Consider the following 2343-nt stretch of genomic DNA (forward strand, 5'->3'; position numbering starts at 1 on the left):
TGTCGACATGGCCGTTCTCGAGGAATAACCGGAAGCCTTCCTGACGCCTCAGCATATAGGCCATGGCCACCCCGAGGTCTGACTTGCGCGAGATGCGCGCGGCCTGGGCCGTCAGCCAGGTGAAGAACGCGTCCACCAGGGGCCGGGACAGGCTTTGACGAACGCCCCGCCGGTGCTCGGGATCGGATCCCCGAATGCTGTCCTCGATCTTGTAGAGCGCGGCGATGCGCAGCAGCGCCTGATCGACGATGGGGGATCCCTTCTTGGGAATGGCCTTGATCAGCTTCCTGCGCCCGTGTGCCCAGCAGAATGCCAGCCGCAACGGATCGCCGCCCTCGCGTTTTGGTGTCGCCAGATGGGTATAGGCGCCATAGGCATCGACCTGGATCGTGCCATTGAACCCGGCGAGGATCTCGGCGGCATATTCGCCCTTTCTGCCCGGCCGGTAGTGGAACACCACGCCCGGCGGGGCGGTGCCTTTCCAGCCCCGATCGTCGCGCAGCACCGCCCAGAGATAGCCGGTCTTGGTCTTGCCCCGACCGGGGTCCAGCACCGGGGCGGTGGTCTCATCGACATAAAGCCGGGTGCTGTCCGACAAGAGGCGCTTGGCCATATGGTCGACGACAGGGGCGATCAAGGCGCCGGTTCGGCCCATCCAGTCGGCAAGGGTCGAGCGTTCGATCGGCACGCCGTGCCGCGCCATCACTACAGCCTGGCGGTGGAGCGGCATGTGCTCGGAATATTTGGCGACCGCGATCTGCGCCAGCAGAGCTTCGGTCGGCCAGCTTGCTTCCAGCAGATGTGCCGGAGCCTTGGCCTGCACCACGCCCGTGCGCCCTTTGGGGCAAGCATATTTCGGGCGCACGGTGACAATGACCTGATAACGCGCCGGGATGTAATCGAGCCGCCTTGCCCGATCCTCGCCGATCCGGACCATGTCGCCGCAGCCACAGGGACAAGTGATATCGGCAGGCTCGATCACCCGTTCGATCTGCGGCAGGTTTTCCGGCAGTTCCCGTGTTTTGCGAGGACGGCGCGGGGCCGGCTGTTCGGGGTTGGTGGCGGCAATCTTCTCCTCGACGAGGCTGATCTGTTCCTGGGTTTCCGCGATTGCGGCCTCCAGATCTTCCAGCGCAAGCTCCAGTTGCGCAGGGTCCAGCTTCTCTGATTTCGGTCCGAACTTCGTCCGCCGATAGTCCTGAACCTGCCCCTCCAGCTTCGTGATCAGAGCCTGCAATTCGGTGATGAAGACATCCTTCTCGGCCCCCACGCCTGCTCGTGCTGGCGTGCCGCACGCTCGACCGTCAGCTCGGACTGCATCGCCGCAAAGGCCTTCATCACCTCGGGTGGGAGGTCAGGAAACCAGCTGAGATCAAAGGGTTGCGACATGCCGCTTTCTATTGTTTTTGCTGGGGAAGGCCCAGCAAAAACAACGCCAAAAGCAGCGTTTCACGTCATCCTGTCGCAGACGGCGGCAGCACCTTCGGCGGGTTCATCCCGAGCCAGGCTGCGCCTTCGAACAGGGCTTCATACTGGGCACGGGACAGCCGCATCACCCCATCCCGAACCTTGGGCCAACAGAATTTCGAAGTCTCGAGAACCTTGTAGGTCAGGACCAAGCCTGTTCCATCCCATACCAAAATCTTCAACCTGTCACCGCGCTTGGATCGAAACACCACCGTCACGCCGGAATAGGGATCCAGCCCCAACTCGGTCTGCACCATCAACGCCAAGGCATTATGCCCACAACGGAAATCCACCGGGCGTGTCGCGATGAGGATCGGCAGGCGCTGGCCCGCGACAATCATACCGCACCGCGAAGGGAAAGAATCAAAGCGGCCGCACGATCCACCGCGACATCATCCGGAATACGCAACACCACATCCTGCCCGATCTCGACGCTCATGACGCGAGACGCGGTCTTGCTCCGCCTCGGGCGCGTCACCGGCGCGGTCGCATCCTCCGCAACCGCCAGAGGAACGAAGGCCGGCTCGCGGACCGGGACCGTCGTCAGCGAAAGCCCCGCCACCATCTCGGCCGGCAGAGCCAGAGCCCCCTGGCGGGCCAGTCGTCGCCAATCCGAAAGGTGATGCGCCGCAAGCCCATATCGGCGCGCCACATCCACCACCCGTGAGCCAGGCGCAAAGCTCTCCGCAACAATCCGGGCCTTCACATCATCAGGCCATCGGCGGTTCCCCCGCCGAGGCTCAACCACCTCACATCGCCCAACAAACCCTTCCAACTCATCTGCCATGTCGCCTCTCCATCAGTTTCGGAGAACTTCTGGCAAACGCACCCAAGACCAGAAATACCCAAACTCAATGGGTCAGAGACGGCGTTTAC

2 protein-coding genes and 1 pseudogene are annotated in these 2343 nt (G+C 62.9%); all 3 read right to left on the reverse strand.

All coding sequences use genetic code 11. From position 1 onward, the window contains the following. A pseudogene (locus IB235_RS24510) lies at positions 1–1389 on the reverse strand (IS66 family transposase); the annotation flags it as partial. A 65-nt stretch (positions 1390–1454) separates the two neighbouring features. Continuing rightward, a complete protein-coding gene (gene tnpB / locus IB235_RS24515) occupies positions 1455–1808 on the reverse strand; it encodes an IS66 family insertion sequence element accessory protein TnpB (RefSeq protein ID WP_192338998.1) in 354 nt (117 codons plus the stop codon). Next, on the reverse strand, positions 1805–2254 hold the full coding sequence (locus IB235_RS24520) for a transposase (RefSeq protein ID WP_192339000.1): 450 nt from the start codon (positions 2252–2254) through the stop codon (positions 1805–1807). The genes tnpB and IB235_RS24520 overlap by 4 nt, the downstream gene beginning before the upstream one ends. Between the last annotated feature and the right edge of the window lie 89 nt (positions 2255–2343).

This window comes from Paracoccus sp. PAR01 (genome assembly GCF_014851995.1).
In the GTDB taxonomy this organism is placed as follows: Bacteria; Pseudomonadota; Alphaproteobacteria; order Rhodobacterales; family Rhodobacteraceae; genus Paracoccus; species Paracoccus litorisediminis.

Excerpts from the sequence above, each read along its gene's own strand:
- IB235_RS24520 (WP_192339000.1), bottom strand. The coding sequence starts at position 2,254 with ATGGCAGATGAGTTGGAAGGGTTTGTTGGGCGATGTGAGGTGGTTGAG.
- tnpB (WP_192338998.1), bottom strand. The coding sequence starts at position 1,808 with ATGATTGTCGCGGGCCAGCGCCTGCCGATCCTCATCGCGACACGCCCG.